The 23994-nt window shown below is 59.2% G+C and carries 22 protein-coding genes; 12 read left to right on the top strand and 10 right to left on the bottom strand.

Translation table 11 applies throughout. The features are described from left to right. Window positions 1–86: 86 nt before the first annotated feature. Window positions 87–653 (top strand): GNAT family N-acetyltransferase, encoded by a 567-nt coding sequence (locus AC1MDT_RS19900; RefSeq protein ID WP_414906218.1) that lies wholly within the window; start codon window positions 87–89, stop codon window positions 651–653. Between the two features lie 367 nt (window positions 654–1020). Here AC1MDT_RS19900 and AC1MDT_RS19895 read toward each other — a convergent pair whose 3' ends face one another. Both AC1MDT_RS19895 and gbcA read right to left on the bottom strand, forming a co-directional pair. Then, complete coding sequence (locus AC1MDT_RS19895; RefSeq protein ID WP_480418598.1) at window positions 1021–1251, bottom strand: hypothetical protein; 231 nt, start codon at window positions 1249–1251, stop codon at window positions 1021–1023. Window positions 1252–1527: 276 nt separating this feature from the next. Further along, window positions 1528–2823, bottom strand: coding sequence for a glycine-betaine demethylase subunit GbcA (gbcA, locus tag AC1MDT_RS19890; RefSeq protein ID WP_480418597.1), 1296 nt, complete (start codon window positions 2821–2823; stop codon window positions 1528–1530). Between the two features lie 281 nt (window positions 2824–3104). On the opposite strand from gbcA, the gene gbcB reads away from it, so the two are divergent. Then, window positions 3105–4205 carry a glycine-betaine demethylase subunit GbcB gene (gene gbcB, locus AC1MDT_RS19885; RefSeq protein ID WP_480418596.1) on the top strand — a complete coding sequence of 367 codons (1101 nt, stop codon included), beginning with the start codon at window positions 3105–3107 and terminating at the stop codon, window positions 4203–4205. A 195-nt stretch (window positions 4206–4400) separates the two neighbouring features. Here gbcB and AC1MDT_RS19880 read toward each other — a convergent pair whose 3' ends face one another. Beyond that, window positions 4401–5441 (bottom strand): threonine aldolase family protein, encoded by a 1041-nt coding sequence (locus tag AC1MDT_RS19880; protein ID WP_480418595.1) that lies wholly within the window; start codon window positions 5439–5441, stop codon window positions 4401–4403. A gap of 133 nt (window positions 5442–5574) precedes the next feature. On the opposite strand from AC1MDT_RS19880, the gene AC1MDT_RS19875 reads away from it, so the two are divergent. The 8 genes from AC1MDT_RS19875 (at window position 5575) to fdhA (ending at window position 15656) form a co-directional block, all read left to right on the top strand. Continuing rightward, on the top strand, window positions 5575–6291 hold the full coding sequence (locus tag AC1MDT_RS19875) for a TraX family protein (RefSeq protein ID WP_480418594.1): 717 nt from the start codon (window positions 5575–5577) through the stop codon (window positions 6289–6291). Window positions 6292–6574: 283 nt separating this feature from the next. Beyond that, the gene (gene glyA / locus AC1MDT_RS19870; protein ID WP_480418593.1) at window positions 6575–7828 is read left to right on the top strand and encodes a serine hydroxymethyltransferase; all 1254 of its coding nucleotides are present in this window, start codon (window positions 6575–6577) and stop codon (window positions 7826–7828) included. A gap of 23 nt (window positions 7829–7851) precedes the next feature. Next, the gene (locus AC1MDT_RS19865) at window positions 7852–9102 is read left to right on the top strand and encodes a sarcosine oxidase subunit beta (protein WP_007947735.1); all 1251 of its coding nucleotides are present in this window, start codon (window positions 7852–7854) and stop codon (window positions 9100–9102) included. A 14-nt stretch (window positions 9103–9116) separates the two neighbouring features. Beyond that, window positions 9117–9446 (top strand): sarcosine oxidase subunit delta, encoded by a 330-nt coding sequence (locus AC1MDT_RS19860; RefSeq protein ID WP_480418592.1) that lies wholly within the window; start codon window positions 9117–9119, stop codon window positions 9444–9446. After that, on the top strand, window positions 9443–12460 hold the full coding sequence (locus tag AC1MDT_RS19855) for a sarcosine oxidase subunit alpha (RefSeq protein ID WP_480418591.1): 3018 nt from the start codon (window positions 9443–9445) through the stop codon (window positions 12458–12460). The genes AC1MDT_RS19860 and AC1MDT_RS19855 overlap by 4 nt, the downstream gene beginning before the upstream one ends. Window positions 12461–12604: 144 nt before the next feature. Further along, the gene (locus AC1MDT_RS19850; protein WP_480418590.1) at window positions 12605–13237 is read left to right on the top strand and encodes a sarcosine oxidase subunit gamma; all 633 of its coding nucleotides are present in this window, start codon (window positions 12605–12607) and stop codon (window positions 13235–13237) included. A 153-nt stretch (window positions 13238–13390) separates the two neighbouring features. Continuing rightward, entirely contained in the window at window positions 13391–14248 is an 858-nt protein-coding gene (purU, locus tag AC1MDT_RS19845; RefSeq protein ID WP_480418589.1) for a formyltetrahydrofolate deformylase, read from the top strand. Between the two features lie 208 nt (window positions 14249–14456). Then, entirely contained in the window at window positions 14457–15656 is a 1200-nt protein-coding gene (fdhA, locus tag AC1MDT_RS19840) for a formaldehyde dehydrogenase, glutathione-independent (RefSeq protein WP_201115957.1), read from the top strand. Window positions 15657–15707: 51 nt separating this feature from the next. On the opposite strand, the gene AC1MDT_RS19835 is transcribed toward fdhA, so the two are convergent. The 4 genes from AC1MDT_RS19835 to AC1MDT_RS19820 all read right to left on the bottom strand — a co-directional run bounded on the left by AC1MDT_RS19835 (window position 15708) and on the right by AC1MDT_RS19820 (window position 19007). Continuing rightward, window positions 15708–16760 carry an RHS repeat-associated core domain-containing protein gene (locus AC1MDT_RS19835; protein WP_480418588.1) on the bottom strand — a complete coding sequence of 351 codons (1053 nt, stop codon included), beginning with the start codon at window positions 16758–16760 and terminating at the stop codon, window positions 15708–15710. A gap of 284 nt (window positions 16761–17044) precedes the next feature. Continuing rightward, window positions 17045–17719 carry an anti-sigma factor gene (locus AC1MDT_RS19830; RefSeq protein ID WP_480418587.1) on the bottom strand — a complete coding sequence of 225 codons (675 nt, stop codon included), beginning with the start codon at window positions 17717–17719 and terminating at the stop codon, window positions 17045–17047. After that, complete coding sequence (locus AC1MDT_RS19825) at window positions 17716–18360, bottom strand: sigma-70 family RNA polymerase sigma factor (RefSeq protein WP_480418586.1); 645 nt, start codon at window positions 18358–18360, stop codon at window positions 17716–17718. Before AC1MDT_RS19825 ends, AC1MDT_RS19830 begins: the two co-directional genes overlap by 4 nt. A 53-nt stretch (window positions 18361–18413) precedes the next feature. Next, a complete protein-coding gene (locus AC1MDT_RS19820) occupies window positions 18414–19007 on the bottom strand; it encodes a fasciclin domain-containing protein (RefSeq protein WP_480418585.1) in 594 nt (197 codons plus the stop codon). Between the two features lie 299 nt (window positions 19008–19306). Here AC1MDT_RS19820 and AC1MDT_RS19815 point away from each other — a divergent pair, with 299 nt between their 5' ends. Then, window positions 19307–19864 (top strand): DUF2780 domain-containing protein, encoded by a 558-nt coding sequence (locus AC1MDT_RS19815; RefSeq protein ID WP_480418584.1) that lies wholly within the window; start codon window positions 19307–19309, stop codon window positions 19862–19864. On the opposite strand, the gene AC1MDT_RS19810 is transcribed toward AC1MDT_RS19815, so the two are convergent. Next, window positions 19814–20752 (bottom strand): acyltransferase, encoded by a 939-nt coding sequence (locus AC1MDT_RS19810; RefSeq protein ID WP_480418583.1) that lies wholly within the window; start codon window positions 20750–20752, stop codon window positions 19814–19816. The genes AC1MDT_RS19815 and AC1MDT_RS19810 overlap by 51 nt on opposite strands. 281 nt (window positions 20753–21033) lie before the next feature. Between AC1MDT_RS19810 and rloA2 the strand changes: the two genes are divergently transcribed. Beyond that, entirely contained in the window at window positions 21034–21537 is a 504-nt protein-coding gene (gene rloA2 / locus AC1MDT_RS19805; protein ID WP_480418582.1) for a retropepsin-like aspartic peptidase RloA2, read from the top strand. 279 nt (window positions 21538–21816) lie between these two features. Here rloA2 and AC1MDT_RS19800 read toward each other — a convergent pair whose 3' ends face one another. Both AC1MDT_RS19800 and AC1MDT_RS19795 read right to left on the bottom strand, forming a co-directional pair. Further along, window positions 21817–22446, bottom strand: a complete 630-nt coding sequence (locus AC1MDT_RS19800; RefSeq protein ID WP_480418581.1) for a glutathione S-transferase — start codon at window positions 22444–22446, stop codon at window positions 21817–21819. 153 nt (window positions 22447–22599) lie between these two features. Then, on the bottom strand, window positions 22600–23901 hold the full coding sequence (locus AC1MDT_RS19795; protein ID WP_480422831.1) for an MFS transporter: 1302 nt from the start codon (window positions 23899–23901) through the stop codon (window positions 22600–22602). Between the last annotated feature and the right edge of the window lie 93 nt (window positions 23902–23994).

The following is a 23994-nucleotide window of genomic DNA, read 5'->3' as shown; positions in this document are numbered from 1 at the left end:
TGCTCGCGAAGGGGGCCGAACATTCAATATTGATGCTGGTTGAACCACCCCATTCGCGAGCAGGCTGGCTCCCACAAGGAAAAAAAATGGCAGTTGAATTTCGTTTGGCCCTGCGCAGCGATGCGCGGGAGATTGCGCGTTTGTTTCAGATTTCGTCGGAGGGCGCTGCGGATTACATCTGGAGCCAACTGGCACAGCCCGGCCAGGACCTGTTGGACGTAGGCGCCAGTCGTTACGCCCGTGAGGACGTCGATTTTTCCTATCAGAACTGCGTGATAGCGCAGGCAGAAGGGAAGGTCATTGGCATGATGCACAGCTATGTGATGCGTTACGATCCACAGGCGGCTCCCGTCACCGATCCAGTCCTGGCGCCGTATGCCACGATGGAAATCCCCGACACGCTTTATATTTCGAGCCTGGCGTTGCATGAAGGCTGGCGCAATCAGGGCCTGGGCCAACAATTCCTCGCCTACGCTTACGACCGTGCCAACCAGTTGGGGCTCAACGGCTTGAGCCTGATCGACTATGCCGCGAATACCGGCGCCTGCCGGTTTTATCAGCGGCATGGCTTCCGTATCGTCGATACCTGCCAGATCACGCCGCATCCGATGATTCGGGTGACGGGGGAAGCCTATTTGATGTATCGGCCTTAAGCATAAGAAAATCCCCGTGGGAGCGAGCCTGCTCGCGAAGAGGCCATCAAACTCAACGATGATGTTGACTGACAGACCTCTATCGCGAGCAGGCTCGCTCCTACAGTTGTTATGCATTTTTACCCACAATCCCTGTTAGCGCTTCTGTGGATAACATGTTCGTCCTTCGCTACACACCATACCCGTCAAGCCCTGCAAGCCTTCGTATAAAAAACAACCAGCCTAACTCCCGGTTTTTTCGAGCTTTTTCCAGAGGATAAGTGTGCTGGAGCGCCAATACTTGCCCCCAATCTCTGTTGGCGCTTCTGTGGATAAGATGTTCGCTGTCCGCTGCAGGCCATACAAACCGGGCCTTTCAGGTTGGCGGTTAAAAAACGATCAATCCGGCGTTTTGATCAGATAAATCATGCGCAAGCCTTGATTTATCGCGGCTTGAGGCGGTTTTCCACAGAGCCACCGAAGTTGCCCCCAAAGTCTGTTGGCGCTTCTGTGGATAAGGTGTTCGCCATCCTCTGCAGCCCATGTAAAACGTGCCTTTCAAGCTGTCGATCAAAAAACAGCCAATCGCCGTTAAAAACCCTGGTTCTGGATAAGTCACGGATTTTCTTCAGTTTCTGTGGAGAAAGTTTTCGGCAAATCCGCACTTGTCCCCATTAGCTGTGGGTGGAGGTGTGGATAACTTGTTTGCTGAAGGCTGGAAGCCACGTTGCGTATAGGCCTGAACGTAATAGGTCATATTTCGTACAGTTCTAAAACGAGCAAGCCCCTGTAGGAGCGAGCTTGCTCGCGATGGTCGTTAACGATAACGCGTCAAGTCTGATACCCCGCGGCGCTCTGGGGTTTTTCGCGAGCAAGCTCGCTCCTACAGGGGGAGTTAACCCTGAACCGGAACGCCTTTCAGGTAAGGCGCAGGCTCGGCGCCGAGGTTGTTCAACAGACGCTCGCTGTACCAATCCACAAAATTCACCACACCAAACTCATAGGTCTTGGAGTAAGGCCCTGGTTGGTACGCGGTGGAGTTGATGCCGCGCTGGTTCTCTTCGGCCAGGCGACGGTCCTCGTTATTGGTTTCGTCCCACACCTTGCGCATGCGGTCGACGTCGTAATCCACGCCTTCGACCGCGTCCTTGTGCACGATCCACTTGGTGGAGACCATGGTTTCCTGCGCGCTGATCGGCCACACGGTGAACACAATGATGTGATCGCCCATGCAGTGGTTCCACGAGTGCGGCAGGTGCAGGATGCGCATTGAGCCCAGGTCCGGGTTCTGGATCCGGCCCATGAGTTTCTTGCAGGCTTGCTTGCCGTCCAGGGTCATCGACACGGTGCCCTTGAGCAGCGGCATGCGCACGATGCGGTTACGCAAGCCGAAGCTGGCGTGAGCGTATGGAATCTTCTCGGCTTCCCAGGCAGCGGCAGAGGCGGCCACATGGTCCTTGAACGCCTGGTCGGCGCGTGGGTCGGTAACGTCGTCCCATTCCAGCAGGGTTTTCAGCAGTGCCGGGTGCGACGCGTTGCAGTGGTAGCACTCGCGGTTGTTTTCCAGCACCAGTTTCCAGTTGGCCTGTTCCACCAAGGTGGTTTGCACCGCCACCTTGGTGTTTTCCATGTCGTACGGTTCCATGTAATGGCTCAGCGTCGACAGGAAATCATCAATGGCGGGCGGGTTCTCCGACAGGCTGATGAAGATGTAACCACCGGCGGTCTTCACGTTGACCGGTTTGAGGCCGTACTGCTTCATGTCGAAGTCGTCGCCCATTTCGGTGCCGGCGAACAGCAGGCGACCGTCCAGTTCGTATGTCCACTGGTGGTAATGGCAAACCAGTTTGGCAACCTTGCCTTTTTCACTGGTGCACAGCCGCGAACCGCGATGGCGGCAGACGTTATGGAACGCATGCACCACGCCGTCGGCGCCGCGAATCACGATGATCGGGTTCTTGCCCACTTGCAGGGTCAGGTAGTTGCCCTTGGTCGGGATCTCGCAGGTCATGCCGGCGATCAACCACTCTTTCTGGAAGATTTCCTGCATGTCGATATCAAACAGCCGCTCGTCAGAGTAAAACGGCTGCGGCAGCGAGAAAGTACGCTCGCGCTCTTGCAGCATCTGCGCGGTGGCCTTGCGTGCGGGTTCCAGTGGATCGCCCAGGCTCAGGGTAGTGGTGACGTCCATCATTTAATCCTCAAGGCCATTATGTGTGGCCGCGAAAGTGGCTGATCAGGGTTGCTACGCAAGGTGTAAAGGTTATGTCTTGGTATGAGGCGAGTGTGGGGCCGACGCTGACCAGAACCTTATCCATGGGCGACATGGCCCAATCTGATCCCGACGCGCAACCCCCGGTAGTTGCGGGCTGGTCGCGATAAGTATGTGAATGTCGCAGATAGGTAAATGGATGATCTGCGCTATACGCAGAATCGCCAACATAAGGCCGAGCATCGGCGGTGGAGAACAGCATGTCCAACAGCTTCCTGAATCCAGTAACCACCCAGACCTGGGCCAATGGTCGACACATCGTCCGTTGCGTCAAAGTCATCCAGGAAACCTGGGATGTGCGCACCTTCTGCTTTATGGCTGACCAGCCGATCCTGTTCTTTTTCAAGCCGGGGCAGTTTGTCACCCTGGAGCTGGAAATCGAAGGCGTGCCGATCATGCGCTCCTACACAATTTCCAGCTCGCCGTCGGTGCCGTACAGCTTTTCGGTGACGATCAAGCGCGTACCGGGCGGCAAGGTCTCCAACTGGCTGCACGACACGCTGCATGAAGGCCAGGAACTGGCGGTGCACGGGCCTGTCGGGCTGTTTAACGCGATGGACTTCACGGCGCCGAAGGTGCTGTACCTCAGCGGCGGTGTCGGCATCACACCCGTCATGTCGATGACGCGCTGGTTCTACGACACCAACGGCAATGTCGACATGGTGTTTATCCACAGCGCCCGTTCGCCCAAAGACATCATTTACCACCGCGAGCTGGAACACATGGCATCGCGGATCGATAACTTCAGCCTGCACCTGATTTGCGAGAAACATGGTCTGGGCGAACCTTGGGCCGGTTATCGCGGTTACCTGAACCACAAAATGCTGGAGCTGATGGCGCCGGACTTCCTCGAGCGCGAAGTCTTCTGCTGCGGCCCTACGCCCTATATGAATGCGGTCAAGCGCATGCTGGAAGCGGCTGGCTTCGACATGACCCGTTATCACGAGGAATCCTTCGGCGCCACGCCGCCGGAAGCCCGTGCCGATGCGGTGGAACAAGCAGAAATTGCCGCAGACGCGCCGGAAGTCGATCTGGCGGACCTGCATCAGGTGGAATTCACCGCATCCGGCAAGAGCATTCGTGTGGCGCCCGGTGAAACCGTGCATGCGGCGGCGGCGAAGCTCGGCCTGCTGATTCCGAAAGCATGCGGGATGGGGATTTGCGGGACGTGCAAGGTGATGAAGCTGGGGGGCGAGGTCGAGATGGAGCACAACGGCGGAATTACCGAGGAAGACGAAGCCGAAGGTTTCATTCTTTCTTGCTGCAGCGTGCCGAAGGGCGACGTGCGCATCGAGTTCTGATCGGCGCCAGGCACCTTCAATGACTGCTGAATTCTGTAGCAGCTGGCGGAGCCTGCGTTCGGCGGCGAAGCCGTCGTGAAGTCAGACGACGCGGTGCGTCATGCACACCGCGTTATATGGATTTGCGACTGCTGCGCAGCCGAACGCAGGCTTCGCCAGCTGCTACAGAGATTGCGTCGAAGCAGATAATCGTGCTTAGCGGGACATCACTTCGCGAATATCCGCCGCCAATTCACGTACGCGCTCTTCTTCGGTGTCCCACGAGCACATGAAGCGTGCGCCGCCGTTGCCGATGAAGGTGTAGAAGCGCCAGCCCTTGGCGGTCAGCGCGGCGATGGCGGGTTCCGACAGTTGCAGGAATACGCCGTTGGCCTGCACCGGGAACATCAGTTCCACACCGGGAATGTCGCTGACCAGTTCGGCCAGCAATTGCGCGCAGCGGTTGGCGTGGCGGGCGTATTTGAGCCAGGCGTCGTTTTCCAGAATCCCGACCCACGGCGCCGACAGAAAGCGCATCTTTGACGCCAGCTGACCGGCCTGTTTGCAGCGGTAGTCGAAGTCTTCAGCCAGTTTGTGGTTGAAGAACAGAATCGCCTCGCCCACCGCCATGCCGTTTTTCGTGCCGCCGAAGCACAACACGTCGACGCCAGCCTTCCAGGTCAGGTCTGCTGGCGAGCAGCCGAGGAACGCACAGGCGTTGGAGAAGCGTGCGCCGTCCATGTGCAGGTTCAGGCCCAGCTCTTTGCAGGTGGCGCTGATGGCGCGGATTTCTTCCGGGGTGTAGACGCTGCCGACTTCAGTGGCCTGGGTCAGGGTCACGACACGTGGTTTCGGGTAGTGGATGTCCTGACGCTTGAGCGCGACTTCGCGGATCGATTCCGGGGTCAGCTTGCCGTTTTCGGTACGGGCGACAAGCAACTTGGAGCCGTTGGAGAAAAATTCCGGTGCGCCGCATTCGTCGGTTTCGACGTGGGCGGTTTCCGAGCAGATCACGCTGTGGTAACTCTGGCACAGCGACGACAGGGCCAGGGAGTTGGCGGCGGTGCCGTTGAAGGCGAAGAATACTTCGCAGTCGGTTTCGAACAGTTTGCGGAAATCGTCGGACGCGCGGGCGGTCCATTCGTCGTCGCCATAAGCGCGTTGGTGGCCGTGGTTGGCCTGTTCCATGGCCGCCCAGGCTTCAGGGCAGATACCGGAATAGTTGTCGCTGGCGAATTGTTGGCTCTTATCGGTCATGGCCCTGCTTTCCGTAATCGAGACGCCTATGGTGAAGCGTCCCGTGGTCAATGATGGTGCACACTTTACCGAAGATCATCCGGGGAGCACACGCGATGTGTCTGACAGAAAAATACAAAGACGACGGGCAATTATGCACGTGACTCAACGAGACGGTGCACTGGATCTGCTCAAGTGGCTGGCCGTGTTGAGCATGGTGCTCGATCACCTGCGATATGTCGGCTACTCCATCGATCTGCTGTTTGTTCCTGGACGACTGGCGTTTCCCTGGTTCTGTCTGGCAATGGCGGCGAACCTGTCCCGGGCCCGCGCAGAGACGACTGGCCAGCCGTGGCGTTACCTGGGGTGGCTGTTGCTGTTTAGCGCCATCAGCGAAATCCCGTACCGGATGTTCATTGTTGAGCACGACACCCTCAATGTGTTGCCCACGTTGACGTTGGGCCTGCTGGTGGCGCGTGGTTGGCAGCATAAGACGCTTCAGTCGAGACTGCTGGCGGTCGGCGCCCTGACGTTGGCGGCACTGGTCTCGGAACGACTGATGTTCGGCTTCTTCGGTGTACTGTTGCCGCTGGCGATGCTGCTGGTGATCAACCGTCCCTGGTATTTCAGTCTGTTACCGGGGGTGGTATGTCTGGCAGCGAATCAATGGCACGTGCTGTATTACGCTGCCCGGCTTGGCAACCACGCGGCCGTCCCCGGTATCGTCGCTTGTCTGATCGCGCCATTGCTTGGGCTGTTGCTATTGCGACATGCCCGAGGCATTAAGCCGCCGCCGATGCGCCGCTGGGCGTACGCCCTGTATCCGCTGCATTTCCTTCTACTGCTCGCGGTGCGCCAGGCAATCGCCTAACCCTTGTGGGAGCGAGCCTGCTCGCGAAGGCGTCGGGTCAGTCACCCTTGTGCTGGATGACACACCGCCTTCGCGAGCAGGCTCGCTCCCACAGGGTATCTCAGCGTGTTCCGGGATCGTGTTCAGGCAGCCATTTCAGTCCATGTCGTAAACGCACCTTTGCGTGGCGTCCATAGGCATTTGGCCTGTCTGCGCCGGTCATACCATCGCATCAAAGGGCACGACCGCAAGGGACGTGCCTCACCGAGACGAAAGGCGCACCGCCGCCGCTGGGAGAGACGCGATGTTCAGCAAGAAAGACCAGATCCAGGGTTATGACGATGCACTGCTGGCGGCGATGAATGCCGAGGAGCAACGCCAGGAAGATCACATCGAGCTGATCGCGTCAGAGAACTACACCAGCAAACGCGTCATGGAAGCGCAGGGCAGTGGCCTGACCAACAAGTACGCCGAAGGTTATCCGGGCAAGCGCTACTACGGTGGCTGCGAGCACGTCGACAAGGTTGAAGCCCTGGCCATCGAGCGCGCCAAGCAACTGTTTGGTGCTGATTACGCCAACGTGCAGCCGCACTCCGGCAGCCAGGCCAACGCCGCTGTCTACCTCGCGCTGCTGAATGCGGGCGACACCGTGCTGGGCATGAGCCTGGCCCACGGCGGTCACCTGACCCACGGCGCCAAAGTCAGCTTCTCCGGCAAACTCTACAACGCTGTTCAGTACGGCATCGACACCACCACCGGCCTGATCGATTACGACGAAGTCGAGCGCCTGGCGGTCGAGCACAAGCCGAAAATGATCATCGCCGGGTTCTCGGCTTACTCCAAGACCCTGGACTTCCCGCGCTTCCGTCAGATCGCTGACAAGGTTGGCGCCTACTTCTTCGTCGACATGGCCCACGTCGCCGGTCTGGTCGCTGCCGGCCTGTACCCGAACCCGCTGCCGTACGCCGACGTGGTCACCACCACCACCCACAAAACCCTGCGCGGTCCACGTGGCGGCCTGATCCTGGCCAAGGCCAACGAAGAGCTGGAAAAGAAATTCAACGCAGCCGTATTCCCCGGCGGCCAAGGTGGCCCGCTGATGCACGTGATCGCGGGTAAAGCGGTGTGCTTCAAGGAAGCGCTGGAGCCCGGTTTCAAGGCTTACCAACAACAAGTGATCGATAACGCCCAGGCCATGGCCGGCGTATTTATCAAACGCGGCTACGATGTAGTGTCCGGCGGTACCGATAACCACCTGTTCCTGGTCAGCCTGATCCGTCAGGGCCTCACCGGCAAAGAGGCGGATGCAGCACTCGGTCGCGCCCACATCACCGTCAACAAGAATGCTGTCCCGAACGATCCACAGTCGCCGTTCGTGACCTCCGGCCTGCGTATCGGCACCCCGGCGGTGACCACGCGCGGCTTCAAGGTGACCCAGTGCGTCACGCTGGCCGGCTGGATCTGCGACATCCTCGACAACCTCGGCGACGCCGATGTCGAGGCCAATGTCGCCGAGCAGGTTTCGGCTCTGTGCGCGGACTTCCCGGTTTATCGCTGAGCGCGGTTTTGGAGTAAATGACTATGCAACGCTACTCGGGCTTCGGCCTCTTCAAACACTCCCTCAGCCATCACGAAAACTGGCAGAAGATGTGGCGCACGCCGACCCCGAAAAAGGTCTATGACGTGGTCATCGTCGGCGGTGGCGGGCATGGTCTGGCGACCGCCTACTACCTGGCCAAAGAGCACGGCATCACCAACGTGGCCGTGGTCGAAAAGGGCTGGCTGGGCGGCGGTAACACCGCGCGCAACACCACCATCGTTCGCTCCAACTACCTGTGGGACGAGTCGGCGCACCTGTACGAACACGCGATGAAACTGTGGGAAGGCTTGTCCCAGGACCTGAACTACAACGTGATGTTCTCCCAGCGCGGCGTTTACAACCTGTGTCATACCCTGCAGGACATTCGTGATTCCGAGCGTCGGGTCAGCGCCAACCGCCTCAACGGCGTGGACGGCGAACTGCTCGATGCCAAACAAGTGGCCGACGAGATTCCGTACCTCGACTGCTCGAAGAACACCCGTTACCCGGTGATGGGCGCTACCGTCCAGCGTCGTGGCGGCGTGGCCCGTCACGATGCCGTGGCGTGGGGCTTTGCCCGTGCCGCTGACGCCTTGGGTGTGGACCTGATCCAGCAGACCGAAGTGATCGGCTTCCGCAAGGAAAACGGTGTGTGCATCGGTGTTGAAACCAACAAGGGCTTCATCGGCGCCAAACGCGTCGGTGTAGTGACTGCCGGTAACTCCGGGCACATGGCCAAGCTCGCCGGTTTCCGTCTGCCGATCGAATCCCACCCGCTGCAAGCGCTGGTGTCCGAGCCGATCAAGCCGATTATCGACAGCGTGATCATGTCCAACGCCGTACACGGTTACATCAGCCAGTCCGACAAGGGCGACCTGGTGATCGGCGCCGGTATCGACGGCTACAACGGCTACGGCCAGCGGGGTTCGTACCCGGTGATCGAGCACACCATTCAGGCCATCGTCGAGATGTTCCCGGTGCTGTCCCGCGTACGCATGAACCGTCAGTGGGGCGGCATCGTCGACACCACGCCGGATGCGTGCCCGATCATCTCGAAAACCCCGGTACCGAACATGTTCTTCAACTGCGGTTGGGGCACCGGTGGCTTCAAGGCAACACCTGGCTCGGGCAACGTTTTTGCCGCGAGCCTGGCCAAGGGTGAAATGCACCCATTGGCTGCACCTTTCTCCATCGACCGTTTCCACAACGGTGCGTTGATCGATGAACACGGCGCTGCTGCGGTTGCCCACTAACAGGAGAAATCCCCATGTTGCATATCTTCTGTCCTCACTGCGGCGAACTGCGCTCCGAAGAGGAATTCCACGCATCCGGCCAGGCGCACATTCCGCGTCCTCTGGATCCGAACACCTGCACCGACGAGGAGTGGGGCGACTACATGTTCTTCCGCGATAACCCTCGTGGCCTGCACCACGAGCTGTGGGATCACGTCGCCGGTTGCCGTCAGTACTTCAACGCCACACGCGACACCGTGACTTACGAGATTCTCGAAACCTACAAGATCGGCACCAAGCCGCAGTTCACTGACAAGACCGATAGCCCGAAAGCGGCCACGACGGCTCTGGGAGAGAAGGTATGAGCCAGATCAATCGCCTGTCCAACGGCGGACGGATCGACCGCAACAAAGTGCTGAGCTTCTCCTTCAACGGCCAGATCTACAAAGGCTTTGAAGGCGATTCCCTGGCCGCAGCCTTGCTGGCCAACGGTGTCGACATCATCGGTCGCAGCTTCAAGTATTCCCGTCCGCGCGGCATCTTCGCCGCCGGTGCCGAAGAGCCGAACGCGGTGCTGCAGATCGGCGCGACCGAAGCCACGCAGATCCCGAACGTACGCGCCACGCAACAAGCGCTGTATCAGGGCCTGGTCGCCACCAGCACCAACGGCTGGCCGAGCGTGAACAACGACATGATGGGGATTCTCGGCAAGGTCGGCGGCAAGCTGATGCCGCCGGGCTTCTACTACAAAACCTTCATGTACCCGCAATCGTTCTGGATGACTTACGAGAAGTACATTCGCAAGGCCGCCGGTCTTGGGCGCTCGCCGACCGAGAACGATCCGGACACCTACGACTACATGAACCAGCACTGCGACGTGCTGATCGTCGGCGGTGGCCCCGCAGGCCTGGCCGCTGCACTGGCGGCGGCTCGCAGTGGTGCCCGCGTGATCCTCGCCGATGAGCAGGAAGAGTTCGGCGGCAGCTTGCTCGATTCCCGCGAAAGCCTGGACGGCAAGCCTGCGACCGAGTGGGTCGCCAGCGTCATCGCCGAACTGAAAGACACCCCGGACGTGCTGCTGTTGCCGCGCGCTACGGTCAACGGCTACCACGACCATAACTTCCTGACCATTCACGAACGCCTCACCGATCACCTCGGCGACCGCGCCCCGATTGGCCAGGTACGTCAGCGCATCCACCGTGTTCGCGCCAAACGTGTGGTGCTGGCGACCGGCGCTCATGAGCGTCCACTGGTTTACGGCAACAACGACGTGCCGGGCAACATGCTCGCTGGCGCCGTCTCGACTTACATTCGTCGTTACGGCGTGGCACCGGGCAAGAAACTGGTGTTGTCGACCAACAACGACCACGCCTACCGCGTTGCTCTGGATTGGCTGGATGCCAGCCTGCAAGTCGTGGCCATCGCTGACGCTCGTAGCAATCCTCGCGGTGCGCTGGTGGAAGAAGCGCGTGCCAAAGGCATCCGCATCCTGACCGGCAGCGCCGTGATCGAGGCCCGTGGCAGCAAGCACGTCACCGCTGCTCGCGTTGCCGCGATCGATGTTAAATCGCATGCCGTGACCAGCCCCGGTGAATGGCTCGAATGCGACCTGGTTGCCAGTTCCGGTGGTTACAGCCCGGTGGTTCACTTGGCATCGCACCTGGGCGGCAAGCCGATCTGGCGTGAAGACATCCTCGGTTTCGTACCGGGCGAAGCTCCGCAGAAACGCGTGTGCGTCGGCGGCATAAACGGCGTCTATGGTCTTGGTGATTCTCTGGCCGATGGTTTTGAAGGCGGCGCTCGTGCCGCCAGCGAAGCCGGTTTCAGCGTGGTTGAAGGCACACTGCCCAAAGCCCTGAGCCGTCTCGAAGAACCGACGCTGGCGCTGTTCCAGGTGCCGCACGAAAAGAACACCGCACGTGCGCCGAAGCAATTCGTCGACCTGCAAAACGACGTCACCGCGGCAGCCATCGAACTGGCGACCCGCGAAGGCTTCGAGTCGGTCGAGCACGTCAAACGCTACACCGCACTGGGCTTCGGTACTGACCAGGGCAAACTCGGCAACGTCAACGGCCTGGCCATCGCCGCCCGTTCGCTGAACGTGACCATCCCGCAAATGGGCACCACCATGTTCCGCCCGAACTACACGCCGGTCACCTTTGGCGCCGTAGCCGGTCGTCACTGTGGGCACATCTTCGAGCCTGTCCGTCACACCGCGCTGCATCACTGGCACGTGAAGAACGGCGCCGAGTTCGAAGACGTCGGTCAGTGGAAACGTCCGTGGTACTTCCCGAAAAACGGTGAAGACCTGCATACCGCGGTCAAGCGCGAATGCAAAGCCGTGCGCGACAGCGTCGGCCTGCTGGACGCGTCGACCCTGGGCAAGATCGACATCCAGGGCCCGGACTGCCGCGAGTTTCTTAACCGCATCTACACCAACGCCTGGACCAAGCTCGATGTGGGCAAGGCCCGTTATGGCCTGATGTGCAAAGAAGACGGCATGGTGTTCGACGACGGCGTGACGGCATGCCTGGCCGACAACCATTTCGTGATGACCACCACCACCGGCGGCGCTGCACGCGTGCTGCAATGGCTGGAAATCTACCACCAGACCGAATGGCCAGACTTGAAGGTGTACTTCACGTCCGTGACGGACCACTGGGCAACCATGACCCTGTCCGGGCCGAACAGCCGCAAGCTGCTCACCCAGGTCACCGACATCGACCTGAGCAACGAAGCCTTCCCGTTCATGACCTGGAAAGAAGGCCTGGTCGGCGGTGTGCCGGCACGGGTGTTCCGGATTTCGTTTACCGGTGAACTGTCGTACGAAGTCAACGTTCAGGCCGACTACGCCATGGGCGTGCTCGAAAAAATCGTCGAGGCTGGCAAGCAGTACAACCTGACGCCATATGGCACCGAAACCATGCACGTTTTGCGCGCCGAGAAGGGCTTCATCATCGTCGGCCAGGACACCGATGGCTCGATGACCCCGGACGACCTGAACATGGGCTGGTGTGTGGGCCGCACCAAACCGTTCTCGTGGATTGGCCAGCGTGGCATGAACCGCGAAGACTGCGTGCGTGATCAGCGCAAACAGTTGGTCGGTCTGAAGCCGATTGATCCGACCAAATGGCTGCCGGAAGGTGCGCAACTGGTGTTCAACACCAAGCAAGCCATCCCGATGAGCATGGTCGGTCACGTCACCTCCAGCTATGCCCATAACTCCCTTGGCTATTCGTTTGCCATGGGCGTGGTCAAGGGCGGCTTGAGTCGCATGGGTGAGCGCGTGTTCGCACCGCTGGCCGACGGCAGCGTGATCGAGGCGGAAATCGTTTCTTCGGTGTTCTTCGATCCGAAGGGTGATCGCCAGAACATCTGACACCACAGCCCCTGTAGGAGCGAGCTTGCTCGCGAAGGACTTGAGGGCGACGCGTTAAACCAGAAAGTACGCGTAATCGTTGGCCTTCATCGCGAGCAAGCTCGCTCCTACAGGTGAGATGCAAGAATTCAGGAAAGGTGCTTTATGACCGCAGCCAATGTTTACCAACAACGCCCAACCACTGGGGCCAAGGCCGAGTCGTCGCTGCATCATGCCGACCTCGCCAGCCTGGTGGGCAAGGGCCGCAAAAACGCCGGCGTGATCGTGCGTGAGAAAAAACTCCTCGGCCACCTGACCATTCGTGGCGATGGCCACGATGCGGCGTTCGCCGCGGGTGTGCACAAGGCACTCGGCATCGAATTGCCGGGCGCGCTGACTGTCGTGGTCAAAGGCGAAACCAGCCTGCAATGGATGGGGCCGGATGAATGGCTGCTGATCGTGCCGACCGGCGAGGAATTCGCCGCCGAGCAAAAACTGCGTAAAGCGCTGGGCGACCTGCACATCGCCATCACCAACGTCAGTGGCGGCCAGCAACTGCTCGAACTGAGCGGCCCGAAGGTGCGTCAGGTGCTGATGAAATCCACCAGCTACGACGTGCACCCGAACAGCTTCCCGGTGGGCAAGGCTGTCGGCACGGTGTTCGCCAAGTCGCAACTGGTGATCCGCCATACCGCTGAAGACACCTGGGAACTGCTGATCCGTCGCAGCTTCTCGGATTACTGGTGGTTGTGGTTGCAGGATGCTGCCGCCGAGTACGGCCTCAGCGTCCAGGCTTGATCACAACCTTCCTGTAGGAGCGAGCTTGCTCGCGATGGACTTGAGGACGACGCGTTAACCCAGGCAGTACGCGTTATCGTTGACGTCCATCGCGAGCAAGCTCGCTCCTACAGAGGTAGCGTCGTTTACAGACCTCTCAGGAGTCACCGCACTATGAGCCGCGCCCCAGACACATGGATTCTGACCGCCGACTGCCCAAGCGTTCTCGGCACCGTGGACGCGGTGACGCGCTTTCTGTTCGAGCAGGGCTGTTACGTTACCGAACACCATTCCTTCGATGACCGGCTCTCGGGCCGTTTCTTCATTCGTGTGGAGTTCCGTCAGCCTGATGGCTTCGACGAAGCGTCGTTCCGCACAGGCTTGGCCGAACGGGGTGAAGCCTTCGGCATGGTTTTCGAACTGACCCCGCCACACCACCGGCCGAAAGTAGTGATCATGGTGTCCAAGGCCGATCACTGCCTCAACGATTTGCTCTACCGTCAGCGTATCGGCCAACTGTCGATGGACGTGGTCGCCGTGGTGTCCAACCACCCGGACCTCAAGCCCTTGGCGGACTGGCACCAGATTCCGTATTACCACTTCCCGCTGGACCCGAATGACAAACCGTCCCAGGAGCGTCAGGTCTGGCAGGTCATCGAAGAGTCCGGTGCTGAACTGGTGATCCTTGCCCGCTACATGCAAGTCCTGTCGCCGGAGCTGTGCCGGAAACTCGACGGCAAGGCGATCAACATTCACCACTCCCTGCTGCCGGGTTTCAAGGGCGCCAAGCCGTATCACCAGGCCTACAACAAGGGCGTGAAACTGGTGGGCGCCACAGCGCACTACATCAACAACGACCTGGACGAAGGACCGATCATCGCCCAGGGCGTGGAGGTGGTGGACCACAGTCATTACCCGGAAGACCTGATCGCCAAAGGGCGCGATATCGAAGGGCTGACCCTGGCGCGGGCGGTGGGTTATCACATTGAAAGAAGGGTGTTTTTGAACGCCAATCGCACCGTTGTTCTTTAGATCGCTATCGCGAGCAAGCTCGCTCCCACAGGGTTTTGTGTTGGGCCACAGACCTTGTGTACACCCCGATCTACTGTGGGAGCGAGCTTGCTCGCGATGGCGGCACAACAGACAACGCAAAAAGACACAAGCAATAACCCGAGCAATCAACGCGCCGCCGATCCAGGGCGACGCGACCGCTACATAAAAACAACAGCGAGGTGAAAGCATGTCTGGTAATCGTGGTGTCGTGTATCTCGGCAATGGCCAGGTCGAAGTACAGAAAATCGACTATCCCAAAATGCAGGACCCGCGCGGCAGGAAGATCGAACACGCTGTCATCCTGCGCGTGGTGTCCACCAACATCTGTGGTTCCGACCAGCACATGGTGCGTGGCCGTACCACAGCTCAAACCGGCCTGGTACTCGGCCACGAGATCACCGGTGAAGTGATCGAGAAGGGCCGCGACGTCGAAAACCTGCAGATCGGCGACCTGGTGTCGGTGCCGTTCAACGTGGCTTGCGGGCGCTGCCGCTCCTGCAAGGAAATGCACACCGGTGTTTGCCTCAGTGTTAACCCGGCGCGTCCGGGCGGTGCCTACGGTTATGTCGACATGGGCGACTGGACCGGCGGCCAGGCCGAATACGCGATGGTGCCGTACGCGGACTTCAACCTGCTGAAACTGCCGGATCGCGATCGCGCCATGGAAAAAATCCGTGACCTGACCTGCCTCTCCGACATCCTGCCGACCGGTTACCACGGCGCAGTGACGGCTGGAGTTGGCCCAGGCAGCACCGTGTACATCGCTGGCGCCGGCCCGGTCGGTCTGGCGGCTGCCGCTTCCGCTCGCTTACTGGGCGCAGCCGTGGTGATCATCGGCGACGTCAACACCGTCCGCCTGGCACACGCCAAGGCCCAGGGTTTCGAAATCGCCGACCTGTCACTCGATACCCCACTGCACGAACAAATCGCCGCACTGCTGGGCGAGCCAGAAGTGGATTGCGCCGTCGACGCCGTGGGCTTCGAAGCACGCGGTCACGGCCATGACGGCGTGAAACACGAAGCTCCGGCCACCGTGCTCAACTCGTTGATGGGCGTGGTCCGTGTGGCGGGAAAAATCGGTATCCCTGGCCTGTACGTGACTGAAGATCCGGGTGCAGTGGACGCCGCCGCGAAAATGGGCAGCCTGAGCATTCGCTTCGGTCTGGGCTGGGCCAAATCCCACAGCTTCCACACTGGCCAGACGCCTGTGATGAAGTACAACCGCCAGTTGATGCAGGCGATTATGTGGGATCGCATTCATATTGCTGACATCGTCGGGGTTGAGGTCATTAGCTTGGATGATGCGCCTCGTGGGTATGGCGAGTTTGATGCGGGCGTGCCGAAGAAGTTTGTGATTGATCCGCATAAGTTGTTTAGTGCGGCGTAGGATTATTTTGCACAATTAAAAGGGCGACATTGTGTCGCCCTTTTTTATTGCTCATGGTTTTCGTATTGATTGATTATTGTTCTGTGTATTGAAAATGTTAACAATGTCCGGTTCTGGCGTATAACCATCCTTTCTAAATCTGACAAGTAGAACGTCCGAGTACATGGGGCGATTTATGACAAGTTCTTCGGCATCAGATATGAATTTGTAATCCGCGTTTGGTTTTTTTGTAGAGGGATTCTTCACATAAGCCGCAAGTAGTCCATCTGGGTTTTTGCCGAACATTACCTTGGATTTTGAGTTGGCATAACGTTGTGCTTTATCAATATTCGATGTTGTATAAAAGCCAGGTCCGAATGACAGGTTGGGCTTTGTGTCGAATTCGGGTTTAGGGCCGGTGATTTGCATCCGTTCAGCATATTCCGCTGAAGTTCCATGGTATCCGACGAGTTTATACAAGCCATCATCGTTCTGTATGGAAACAGGGGGTACTTGCCTAACAATCGAGGGTTTGGTGGGCATCGATTTTTTTATGAGTCCGAGGTTTCTCAGCGCAGGTTTTAGGAAACTCGGAATATGTCCTGTCGGATCAATCCGATTCACCGGATCCCCCACACAATACGCATACGCATTCAACCCACCCTTCCCAAACGGACTCGAACTGTCCGGACTGTTAAACCGCATCAACATCGGGTTAAACGCTCGATAACCATTCCCCAATAAATAATGCCCGGTGACCGGATCTGACCGTTCGCCGTTGAAACCGAGCAAGCTGAGCAAGCCGTTCTCTGGTAGGCGATGACCATAAGGTGTGTAAGCAAGAAGATTAGGGCGTGCTGTTGCGAGTACGTTCAACACCGAGCGTTGCTGATCGGTGGTGAGCAGGGTCGTTTTAGCTATGCCGTTCTGGTGTGTTTGTTGCGCCAGCAGATGATCTTCATGCTGAACGATCGAGCGCTGCACCGCGCCTTGCACCTCGGTGGCGAGGCGATCCTTGAGGTAGAAGCGCTGAGTGCTTGCCTCCTTTGAAGGCGTACAAGCGGTCAGCCGATCCAGCGGATCGTAGAGGTAGTGACAGAGCAGCGTTTCGCGGTTGGACTGCATGGGCTGGGCTCCCTGAAAATCCTTTGGTTCAGGGTTTCACTGTGAGGTAATCGGGCGGGGCTGGCTACTATCAGAACTGATAGGAACGGGTGAGGGGCAAGCTTAAGCCGCAACGCAATCCGTAGCAGCTGGCGAAGCCTGCGTTCGGCTGCGCAGCAGTCGTAAAATCAGAATTCGCGGGGTGTCAGGCAGACCACGCCTGCCGGATTACGACTGCTGCGCAGCCGGACGCAGGCTTCGCCAGCTGCTCAAAAGGGTGGTTTTCGTTCCCTGGCTAAAATCGATTACAGGGCTGCCAACGCACCTTGATACAACACCGGCCCCGTCGGTTGCCCGGTTGGCGATCCCCCCTTCGGTTCAAGACTGACCGCCAGCGCAATCGGTTTGCCGATCAGCGCTTTCTGCGTATCGCTCAGCTCAACCTTGCCGCTGCCGCCTGCCGGAATCACCCCGAGGGAAATCGGTTTGCCGTCCGCCGGAATGGCCCACAGTTCCAGACTGCGCCCCTGATCAACCGCGGCCAGCGCCAGCGCTTCGACTTTCAGATAATCCTCGTGCGCTTCGACCTTCAGTGCCGGCTGTGCGTCGGCGCTGAGCAGCGTGGCGCTGTAACGTGCACTGTCGCGGTTGTAGATCACGCCCAAGGACACCGCGACCACCAGCGAACACACCGCCGCCGTCACCCGCAACCAGTTCCAGAACGGACGTTTCTCGGGCACATGCAGCACTTGCGGTTCTATCCGCGCCTTAATCCCTTGCCACACGCGATCCGGTACCGGTTGCTCGGGCAGGGCGTCGGTCAGGCTGGCGAGGCTTTCCTGCCACTGCGCCAGTTCCACACGCAGCGCCGCGTCTTCCAGCAACAACTGTTCAAAACGTCGACGCGCGGCAGCGGGCATCAAGCCAATGGCGTAATCGGCGGCGAGGGCGCGGCGCAGGGTCGGGGTTTGATAGTTCATGATTCAAGGCACCTGCGCAGGCGCTCCATGCCGCGGCGGATCCAGGATTTCACCGAGCCCAGCGGTGCGGCCAGGTGTTCGGCCAGTTCAGAGCACGACAACCCCTGAAAGTAGGCAACGGTGATCGATTGACGCTGCATGCCGTCGAGGCTTTCCAGGCAGCGGTTCAAGGCACTGGCCTCGCGGGCACTGCTTAATTGTTCGTCGGCCGAGGGACTTTCATCCACCAGCGCCTGTTCTTCGAGATCGGTCAGCGGCCGGTCGCGGTGTTTGCGCAACTGATCGATGGCTTGGTTGCGAGTGATGTTGATCATCCACGTCAGTGGTGCCGACAGATGCGATTCGTAGCGCGAGGCGTTATTCCAGATGCGCACGAAACTTTCCTGCAGCACTTCTTCCGCCAGATCCGAACGCCCCATGAAACGCAGAGCCACGCCATGCAAGCGCGGGCCGACACTGCGGTAAAGCGTCTCGAACGCGCGGCGGTCACCCAGTGAACACTGGGCCAGAAGCCGCCTGAGCTGATCGGCGTCGGCGATGGAAATAGTGGTTCTCCTGGCAGTCGAGGCAGTGACGGTAGGCGGCGCGCGGTGCCGGTTGCAGGCAGAGGTTAGTTCACGGCGCGCCGTTGTTCCATTCACGGGGGACACCTCGGAAAACCGTCGCCCCCGCTGTGCGAGGGCGACGGCATTGCTCAGCTTTTTGGCATCAACACTTTGTCGATGACCTGAATCACGCCGTTGGACTGGTACACGTCGTAGGTGGTGATGTCGGCGACGTCACCTTTTTCATCCTTGATGGTGATGTTGTGCGGGCCGTTCATCATCGCCCACAGCTTGCCGCCCGCGACGGTGGTGAGTTCGGTCTTGCCGCCACCGGCCTTGATCTTCTCGGCCAGGGTCGCCATGTCGAGTTTCCCGGCGACCACGTGGTAGGTGAGGATTTTGGTCAGGGTGGCTTTGTTTTCCGGTTTCAGCAGGGTATCGACGGTGCCAGCGGGCAGGGCGGCGAAGGCCGAGTTGACCGGGGCAAATACAGTGAATGGGCCTTTGCCCTTGAGGGTGTCGACCAGACCGGCCGCTTTCACTGCCGCCACCAGCGTGGTGTGGTCGGAGGAGTTCACCGCGTTATCGACGATGTCCTTGCTTGGCAGCATGGTTTGGCCGCCGACCATGACGGTGTCGTGGCTCATGGTTGCCGCTTGCACGGCGTTCAGGGCGAGTCCGCCGCCAAGGGCCAGGGTCAGCAGGCTGGCAATCAACGGTGTTTTGATCGAAGTGCGTTTCATGGTGATGATCCTTTGTGGGGAGAATCGGCCAGGAATGTCTGTCCGTGCTTGATATACGTGGCGGGGACTGGACCGGATGCAGCGCAGGAGAATTTTTTTCTCCGTAGGAGCGAGCTTGCTCGCGATGGACGTCAACGATGACGCGTACTTCCTGGACCAGCGCGTTGCACTCAAGTCCATCGCGAGCAAGCTCGCTCCTACAGGGGGGCAGGGAACAATCCTTCGGGATACCAGTCCAACGGACAGTTTTTTTCACCGCCCATCGATGGGCGGTTTTCATGACACAAGAGGATGTCTGGATGAAGATTTCACGCGGTTTTGCATTGGCTTCGCTGATGAGTCTGGCGGCCAGCCCGGTCTTCGCCGGTTTCAGCCTGGATGATGTGACCAAGGCAGCCTCGAGCATGCAGGGCGGCAACGCAGCAACAACCGCCGCACCCACCTCGGAAACGGCAGGTCTGCTCGATGTGCTGACCTCGCAACTGAACGTCACTCCAGAGCAGGCCATCGGCGGCACCGGGGCGATGTTGGGCCTGGCGAAGAATCAATTGAGTTCTACTGACTACTCGCAATTGGCCAAAGGCGTGCCGGGGCTGGACATGCTGTCGGGCGTCGGTCAATTGGGCGCGCTCAGCGGTTTGCTTGGATCGTCCGACAAGTCGGCCGGCTTGGGGAACGCACTGGGCAACGTGAAAAACACCAGTGACCTGGACAGCGCGTTCGGCGCTCTGGGCATGGACGACAGCATGGTCGGCCAGTTTGCCCCGGTGATCCTCAAATACCTCGGCGATCAGGGCCTTGGCGGTTCACTGCTGGAAAGCCTTGGCGGAATCTGGGGTGCCGGTACCGGTAGCTGATTCAATGGCTTCGGCGCGCAATACGTCGATGCGCTGGTCCTTCTCGACCCAGAGCTGGTTGACCCAGTTCTGGATGGTTTGGCGAAACACCGGATCGTTTTCATAATCGCCCTGCCACAGCGCCGGATCGAGTTCGCGGGTCTTGATGTCAATGATGATCCTCGGCACGTTGCCGCTGAGCAAATCCCAGAACCCCGGAATCTGCTGTTGCGGATACACCACCGTCACATCAAGGATGGCGTCCAGCTGTTCACCCATCGCCGCCAGCACGAACGCTACGCCACCGGCCTTGGGCTTGAGCAAGTGAGTAAACGGTGATTGCTGCTGAACGTTTTTCGCCGCAGTGAACCGGGTGCCTTCCAGGTAGTTGACCACCGTCACCGGTTGACGCTTGAACAACTCGCAGGCTTGTTGGGTGATCTCCAGATCCTTGCCCGCCCATTCGGGATGCTTCGCCAGAAACGCCTTGCTGTAGCGCTTCATGAACGGATAGTCCAGTGCCCACCAGGCCAGGCCCAGGAACGGAACCCAGATCAGTTCTTTCTTGAGGAAGAACTTGAAGAATGGCGTGCGCCGGTTGAGGGTCTGGATCAATGCCGGGATATCTACCCAGGATTGATGGTTGCTGATCACCAGATACGAGGTGTCACTGCGCAGCTCGTTACCCCCGCGAATGTCCCATTGGGTGGGAATGCACAGGCGGAAGATCAGCTTGTCGATCTCGGCCCAGGTCTCGGCGATCCACATCACCGCCCATGAGGCAAAATCGCGAAAGCGGCCGGGCAGGACCAGTTTGAGCAGGGCAAACACCATCAACGGTCCGAACAGGACCAAGGTATTGAGCAACAGCAGCAGGGTAACGAAACAGCCGGTGAGCAGGCGGCGCATAAGTAACTCTTGAAAGCGTTTGGGCGCGCCATGATAAGCAGCTTCAGGCAGCAGGCCAAATCGGTGGTGACGAATGTTTCACCTTGAGCTCGTTATGCTGGACTGATACTAAACAGATCAAATGGCTGCGGTGATGTTTTGATCCCTTCGCGAGCAGGTAGTACGCAAAACCTGTGGGAGCGAGCCTGCTCGCGAAGGGATCTGAAGAACGAACGAATTCTTTGCTGACGGTCTAAAATCCCGCGATCGACACCCTAATTTCCCCAAGGATGCCCCATTACGTGAAATCGCTCCTCGCACTGCTTTCCCTGGTGGCCCTGCCGGTTCTGGCCGCCGAGCCGACCCTGTACGGGCGCTACGAATACATCGCGTTGCCGGAAATCGGCGGCGAAGTGCTCAAGGCCAAAATGGACACCGGCGCCCTGACCGCTTCACTGTCGGCCAAAGACATCGAAACCTTCACCCGCGACGGCGAGACCTGGGTACGTTTCCGCCTCGGTACCAAGGACGCCAGCAACAAGGTCTATGAACACAAGGTCGCACGCATCAGCAAGATCAAGACCCGCTCCGAAGAGGGCGAGGATGAAGACACGGCCGCGCCCACCAAACGGCCAGTGGTGGATCTGGAGTTGTGCCTGGGCAACGTCAAGCGCACGGTCGAGGTCAACCTGACGGATCGCAGCAGCTTTAACTACCCGCTATTGATTGGTGCCAAGGCGTTGCGTGAATTTGGCGCGGCGGTGAATCCGGCTCGTCGGTTTACGGCGGATAAGCCCGACTGCTGATTGAGTTGCTCGCTAAAGTTGATGAGCTCGTCGCTGTCGTTCGGGGCGCTACGCGTGTTCATCCTGCTGAAGAGTTGGGGAGGTGCCAGCGACGCGTATTGCCGGGGTGTTTTCGTTTGATTCGGTGTAGTGCCATCGTCGGAACGCCGCCCGGAGCAAGCTCGCTCCCACAAGGGATCTGCGGTGAACACAAGAAATGTGTACGCCACAGTTCAACGGTGGGAGCAAGCCTGCTCCGGGCGGCGTTCCGACGATGAGGCCCGTGTAGCCTGCGAAGATCTAAACCTTCGGCATCGTCGCCAGCATCGAAGGTCGTTGACTCACCTCGAAATACCACGCTGCCAGCTGCGGATTGGCGTCGCGCCATGCCAGATCCGGATGGCGCAAATCCAGGTAACCCAGCGCACAGGCGACGCTGATTGCCGCCACGTCGAAATGGCTGGTCAGCTCGGCTATCGCGTCTTTCTCCAGTAGCGCCAGGGCACGGCGGATCTTGTCGCGCTGGCCGTCGAGCCATTGGTCCCACTGTTTCTCCGGGGCGCGCAGGACGACTTCATAACGCACCATCACTGAGGCATCCATGATCCCGTCGGCCAGGGAGGCCAGGGTCAGGCGGCGCCAGCGGGCGGAGCCTTCGCGGGGGATCAGCGGGTTACCGACGTGCTGGTGATCGAGGTAATCGAGGATCACGCGGCTGTCATGGATGACGCTGCCATCAGCCAGGCGCAGGGCGGGGATTTTGCTCAGCGGGTTATCGTCGATCAGCGTCTGGTCCGGGTCTATTGGTGTGAGTACGCAGTTTTGCAGGGCGACGCGGTCCTGTTGACCGGTTTCGTGCAACAGCACCATGACTTTGCGAACGAAAGGCGAGAGGGAGTTGTGGTACAGGGTCATGCTCGGGGTGGACATGGCGGCGTCTCGGTCGATAACAGAGTCGGCAGCATAGCGCGTTGAACCGGCAGCTGTAGGAGCGAGCTTGCTCGCGAAGAGGATCACATTCAACAACTCCGTTGATGATGTGCCGCTTTCGCGAGCAAGCTCGCTCCTACAGTTTTTTGCGTTTTAGCTGACGGGTTGCAGTGTTTGCTGTCCGGATTGAGGCCCTGGAACCGCCTGAGACTTCAGTTCACGGGCGACGGTCCAGACGATGAACGCGGCGACGATGTCAAAAATCGCCAGCACCACGAACAACGGGCTGTAACCGATCTGGGTCACCATCACACCGAACACCAGGGTGAAAGCGGCGGCGCCGAGGTAACCGAACATCCCGCCCATGCCCGTGGCGGTGGCCACTTCATTTTTGCCGAACGAGTCGGAGGTGATCGCATACAGCGCGCCGGACAATGTCTGGTGGGCGAAACCACCGATGCACAACAGCGCAATGGCGGTATACGGGCTGGCTACCAGGCCGATGCAGGCCGGGCCGATCATGCACGAGGCGCCGAACAGCAAGACCATTTTGCGCGAAGTGAACAACGATACTTTCAGGTGTTTGTGGAATAGCGGGCTTAAATAACCGCCGAGTACGCAGCCAAGGTCGGCGGCGAGAAACGGCAGCCAGGCAAACATCGCGATCTCTTTGATGTTCATGTGCCGTTCAGTCATCAGGTACAGCGGAATCCACGCGTTGAAGGTCTGCCAGGCAGGTTCGGAGAGCATCCGGGCGCTGGCGATGGCGTAGAAATTTCGGCTGACGATGATTTTTTTCCAGCTGCCTTTTTGGGCCGTCGGGTCTTTGAAGTGTTCTTCCTGGCCGCTGAGGATGTAATCCCGTTCTTCGTCGCTCAGGCGCTTTTGGTTGCGCGGATGCTTGTAGAGGATCACCCACAGGAAGCTCCAGACCACGCCGAGGCCACCGACGATCAGGAACGCCAGTTCCCAGCCGCTGTGCAGAATCGCCCAGACCACCAGTGGCGGCGCCAGCAGTGCGCCAATCGAGGAACCGATGTTGAACCAGCCGATGGCGACCGAACGCTCCTTGGCCGGAAACCATTCGGTAGAGGCTTTGACCGCCGCCGGCAGCCCCGCGGCTTCGGTCAATCCGAGCAGGCCCCGGACAAACGCCAGCCCTTGCCAACCCGTCGCCAGCGCCGCGAGTGCGCAGGCAATCGACCAGGCGAACGCGAAAATCGCAAAACCCATCTTCGTGCCAATGGCATCAATGATGTACCCGGCCACCGGTTGCATCAGCGCGTAGCACACCTGCCAGGCAACCACGATGTGCGAATACTGCTCGGTGGAGATGTTCATTTCGCTCATCAGAGTCGGCGCGGCCACTGACAAGGTATTTCGAGCGAGGTAGTTAACCATCAGGCCAGCCGTCACGAGCCCGACCATCCACCAGCGGATGCCTTTGACTTTCATCATTTCACCAGGATTGTTTTTGGATTTTTGGTGTTAATCATTTGTTGTAGGTTGTCGTACAACATGAGCCTTTATAGGAGTGCAACGGTAAAG

This window comes from Pseudomonas sp. ASL7, assembly GCF_056680375.1.
The sequence above is the reverse complement of the archived record's forward strand: the minus strand, read 5'-3'. Positions and strand labels throughout refer to the sequence as shown.